This is a genomic window from Chryseobacterium sp. FR048 (assembly GCF_056844665.1).
Genome location: NZ_JBXDSE010000021.1, coordinates 1 through 5,371, shown reverse-complemented (window position 1 = coordinate 5,371; position 5,371 = coordinate 1). Strand labels below are relative to the sequence as shown.

Sequence of the window (5,371 nt, the reverse complement as noted above, 5' to 3'; positions counted from 1 at the left end):
AAATAAAGTTTTACTTTTGCACTCGCAAATACGGAGCGACACTGACAGAAAGATTGCTTCGTTACAAAGCGGAAGATATAAAGATCATTGACATACAATATAACAACCAAGTAAGGAAAAACTAAAGCGTTAAAAACTTTGAGTGAGTCAGACAAACATACAATGGAGAGTTTGATCCTGGCTCAGGATGAACGCTAGCGGGAGGCCTAACACATGCAAGCCGAGCGGTAGAGATCTTTCGGGATCTTGAGAGCGGCGTACGGGTGCGGAACACGTGTGCAACCTGCCTTTATCTGGGGGATAGCCTTTCGAAAGGAAGATTAATACCCCATAATATAAGAAACGGCATCGTTTTTTATTGAAAACTCCGGTGGATAGAGATGGGCACGCGCAAGATTAGATAGTTGGTGAGGTAACGGCTCACCAAGTCTACGATCTTTAGGGGGCCTGAGAGGGTGATCCCCCACACTGGTACTGAGACACGGACCAGACTCCTACGGGAGGCAGCAGTGAGGAATATTGGACAATGGGTGAGAGCCTGATCCAGCCATCCCGCGTGAAGGACGACTGCCCTATGGGTTGTAAACTTCTTTTGTATAGGGATAAACCTACCCTCGTGAGGGTAGCTGAAGGTACTATACGAATAAGCACCGGCTAACTCCGTGCCAGCAGCCGCGGTAATACGGAGGGTGCAAGCGTTATCCGGATTTATTGGGTTTAAAGGGTCCGTAGGCGGATTTGTAAGTCAGTGGTGAAATCTCACAGCTTAACTGTGAAACTGCCATTGATACTGCAAGTCTTGAGTGTTGTTGAAGTAGCTGGAATAAGTAGTGTAGCGGTGAAATGCATAGATATTACTTAGAACACCAATTGCGAAGGCAGGTTACTAAGCAACAACTGACGCTGATGGACGAAAGCGTGGGGAGCGAACAGGATTAGATACCCTGGTAGTCCACGCCGTAAACGATGCTAACTCGTTTTTGGGTTTTTAAGATTCAGAGACTAAGCGAAAGTGATAAGTTAGCCACCTGGGGAGTACGTTCGCAAGAATGAAACTCAAAGGAATTGACGGGGGCCCGCACAAGCGGTGGATTATGTGGTTTAATTCGATGATACGCGAGGAACCTTACCAAGGCTTAAATGGGAAATGACAGGTTTAGAAATAGACTTTTCTTCGGACATTTTTCAAGGTGCTGCATGGTTGTCGTCAGCTCGTGCCGTGAGGTGTTAGGTTAAGTCCTGCAACGAGCGCAACCCCTGTCACTAGTTGCCATCATTAAGTTGGGGACTCTAGTGAGACTGCCTACGCAAGTAGAGAGGAAGGTGGGGATGACGTCAAATCATCACGGCCCTTACGCCTTGGGCCACACACGTAATACAATGGCCGGTACAGAGGGCAGCTACACAGCGATGTGATGCAAATCTCGAAAGCCGGTCTCAGTTCGGATTGGAGTCTGCAACTCGACTCTATGAAGCTGGAATCGCTAGTAATCGCGCATCAGCCATGGCGCGGTGAATACGTTCCCGGGCCTTGTACACACCGCCCGTCAAGCCATGGAAGTCTGGGGTACCTGAAGTCGGTGACCGTAACAGGAGCTGCCTAGGGTAAAACAGGTAACTAGGGCTAAGTCGTAACAAGGTAGCCGTACCGGAAGGTGCGGCTGGAACATCTCATTTTAGAGCGTCTTAAAGACGTTAAACAAAATTAGTACGCAAGTACATTATACTTACTTAAAGCAATAGCTTTAGTTTTTTGTTTGGTTGATATATATAAATACAAAACCCACTAGAAATTAGTATAGGGATAGAGAGATTTTAGATTATAAATTATAGATTTTAGATTTAAAGAATCATTTAAAATTTTCAATTTAAAATTTAAAATTAATAATGAAGTCTCGTAGCTCAGCTGGTTAGAGCGCTACACTGATAATGTAGAGGTCGGCAGTTCGAGCCTGCCCGAGACTACTAATTGAAATAGAGGTTAGAGCCTAGAAGTTAGAAGTTAGTTTAAAACTAATATCTAATGACTAACATCTAACATCTGACTAGAGGGGGAATTAGCTCAGCTGGCTAGAGCGCCTGCCTTGCACGCAGGAGGTCAAGGGTTCGACTCCCTTATTCTCCACAGTTTTGGAAGACTGATTTAAAAGTTACGGATGGAGCCAAAAACAACATCTGTTCATCAGTCGGAAAGAAAGACATTAAGATCATTGACATTAACGGTAAAGACATCACAAAGAGAAAACCGAGCGCATAAAGCGCTTGAGTAACCAATAGGAAAGAAATCGTTAAGGGCGTATGGCGGATGCCTAGGCTTTCAGAGGCGAAGAAGGACGTGGTAAGCTGCGAAAAGCTGCGGGGATTGGCACACACGAATTGATCCGCAGATGTCCGAATGGGGCAACCCAATACATTGAAGATGTATTATCCCTTAGGGGAAGCAAACCCGGAGAACTGAAACATCTAAGTACCCGGAGGAAAAGAAATCGAAGAGATTCCGTAAGTAGTGGCGAGCGAAAGCGGATTAGCCCAAAAGTCTTTATATATTTAGAAGAACGTTCTGGAAAGAACGGCCATAGATGGTGATAGCCCAGTATTCGAAAGGTATATAGAGATGATAAATGAGTAGGGCGGGACACGTGAAATCCTGTCTGAATATGGGGGGACCATCCTCCAAGGCTAAATACTCCTGAAAGACCGATAGTGAACAAGTACTGTGAAGGAAAGGTGAAAAGCACTTCGAATAGAAGGGTGAAATAGAACCTGAAACCGTACGCCTACAAGCGGTCGGAGCAGCGTAATGCTGTGACGGCGTGCCTTTTGCATAATGAGCCTACGAGTTAATTTTACTAGCGAGGTTAAGGTATTAAGTACCGGAGCCGGAGCGAAAGCGAGTCTGAATAGGGCGGATAGTTAGTAGGATTAGACGCGAAACCTTGTGATCTACCCATGGGCAGGTTGAAGCTCTGGTAACACAGAGTGGAGGACCGAACCGGTTGACGTTGAAAAGTCTTCGGATGACCTGTGGGTAGGGGTGAAAGGCCAATCAAACTGGGAGATAGCTCGTACTCTCCGAAATGCATTTAGGTGCAGCGTCGTATATAAGTTTATTAGAGGTAGAGCTACTGATTGGATGCGGGGGTTTCATCGCCTACCAATTCCTGACAAACTCCGAATGCTAATAAATGTTCTACGGCAGTGAGGGCATGGGTGCTAAGGTCCATGTCCGAGAGGGAAAGAACCCAGACCAACAGCTAAGGTCCCAAAATATATGTTAAGTTGAAGCAACGCGGTTGGACTGCATTGACAGCTAGGATGTTGGCTTGGAAGCAGCCATTCATTTAAAGAGTGCGTAACAGCTCACTAGTCGAGCGGTCCGGCATGGATAATAATCGGGCATAAACATATTACCGAAGCTATGGATTTGTATTTTAGATACATCTGGTAGGAGAGCATTCTATTTGCGCCGAAGCAGTACTGTGAGGTATTGTGGAGCGGATAGAAAAGAAAATGTAGGCATAAGTAACGATAAAGCAGGCGAGAAACCTGCTCACCGAAAGACCAAGGCTTCCTCAGCCATGCTAATCAGCTGAGGGTTAGTCGGGACCTAACGCGAACCCGAAAGGGGTAGTGGATGGACAATGGGTTAATATTCCCATACTTGCTCACGAATAAAGGGGACGGTTGGATGTAGCTGCTGGAGACTGACGGAATAGTCAAGGCCTAGCCTTCGGGCGAAGCTGCTGTAGTGTAATCTGATCCAAGAAAAGCCGAAGTGAAGCAACCCGTACCAAAACCGACACAGGTGGTCGAGGAGAGAATCCTAAGGTGCTCGAGTGAGTCGTGGCTAAGGAACTAGGCAAAATAGTCTCGTAACTTCGGAAGAAGAGACGCCATCAGCAATGGTGGCCGCAGTGAAGAGGCCCAGGCGACTGTTTATCAAAAACACAGGACTCTGCTAAATCGAAAGATGCTGTATAGGGTCTGACACCTGCCCGGTGCTGGAAGGTTAAGGAAGGTGCTTAGGGTTAAACCGAAGGCATTAACTGAAGCCCCAGTAAACGGCGGCCGTAACTATAACGGTCCTAAGGTAGCGAAATTCCTTGTCGGGTAAGTTCCGACCTGCACGAATGGTGTAACGATCTGGGCACTGTCTCAGCCACGAGCTCGGTGAAATTGTAGTATCGGTGAAGATGCCGATTACCCGCAATGGGACGAAAAGACCCTGTGAACCTTTACTATAACTTCGTATTGACTTTGAGTAAGTAATGTGTAGGATAGGTGGGAGGCTTTGAAGCAGGCACGCTAGTGTTTGTGGAGCCGACGTTGAAATACCACCCTTTACTTACTTGGAGCCTAACTTCTTTTAGAAGGACATTGCGTGGTGGGTAGTTTGACTGGGGTGGTCGCCTCCAAAAGAGTAACGGAGGCTTTCAAAGGTACCCTCAGCACGCTTGGTAACCGTGCGTAGAGTGTAATGGCATAAGGGTGCTTGACTGTGAGACCTACAAGTCGATCAGGTGCGAAAGCAGGACATAGTGATCCGGTGGTTCCGTATGGAAGGGCCATCGCTCATAGGATAAAAGGTACTCCGGGGATAACAGGCTAGTCTCCCCCAAGAGCTCACATCGACGGGGAGGTTCGGCACCTCGATGTCGGCTCGTCACATCCTGGGGCTGGAGAAGGTCCCAAGGGTTGGGCTGTTCGCCCATTAAAGTGGCACGCGAGCTGGGTTCAGAACGTCGTGAGACAGTTCGGTCTCTATCTATTGCGGGCGTTAGATGTTTGAGAGGGCTTGATTCTAGTACGAGAGGACCGAATTGAACAAACCTCTGGTGTATCAGTTGTACCGCCAGGTGCACCGCTGAGTAGCTACGTTTGGAAGAGATAAGCACTGAAGGCATATAAGTGCGAAACTCGCCTCAAGATGAGACATCTTTTAAGGGTCGTTGTAGATGACGACGTTGATAGGCTATAGGTGTAAAGACAGTAATGTCATAGCCGAGTAGTACTAATTACCCGTAGATTTATAGCCTCTGGTTGCTATATCAAAAATTATAATATAATGAATATGACAAGTACTTTATGCGCAGCGAAGGTTTTGTCTTTGTGAAAGTTTTTATCGCTTAAAACAGAAGCTAGAAACTAGATGTTAGAAGTTAGTATCTCACTAAGTTCTAAGTACTAATCTCTAACTTCTTATATACAACCTTTAGGGTGGTTTTAGCGGTGGGGCTCACCTGTTCCCATTCCGAACACAGAAGTTAAGCCCACCAGCGCCGATGGTACTGCTAACGCGGGAGAGTAGGCCGCCGCCAGTTTTTATTTTATTTTTAAAAAATCCTTTATCGAAAGATAGAGGATTTTTTTT

Annotated in this window: 2 tRNA genes and 3 rRNA genes; all 5 read left to right on the top strand. The window is 46.5% G+C overall.

Going from position 1 to position 5,371, the window contains the following annotated elements:
- The first annotated feature begins 159 nt into the window (after nt 1–159).
- Nucleotides 160–1,677 (top strand): 16S ribosomal RNA (locus AC106K_RS27995).
- Between the two features lie 214 nt (nt 1,678–1,891).
- Nucleotides 1,892–1,965 (top strand) — tRNA-Ile (locus tag AC106K_RS27990).
- A gap of 86 nt (nt 1,966–2,051) precedes the next feature.
- Nucleotides 2,052–2,125 (top strand) — tRNA-Ala (locus AC106K_RS27985).
- A gap of 153 nt (nt 2,126–2,278) precedes the next feature.
- Nucleotides 2,279–5,035: ribosomal RNA gene (locus AC106K_RS27980) — 23S ribosomal RNA — on the top strand.
- A 178-nt stretch (nt 5,036–5,213) separates the two neighbouring features.
- Nucleotides 5,214–5,321, top strand: a 5S ribosomal RNA gene (gene rrf, locus AC106K_RS27975).
- Together the 16S, 23S and 5S rRNA genes with 2 tRNA genes alongside form the textbook arrangement of a ribosomal RNA operon.
- Nucleotides 5,322–5,371 lie beyond the last annotated feature (50 nt).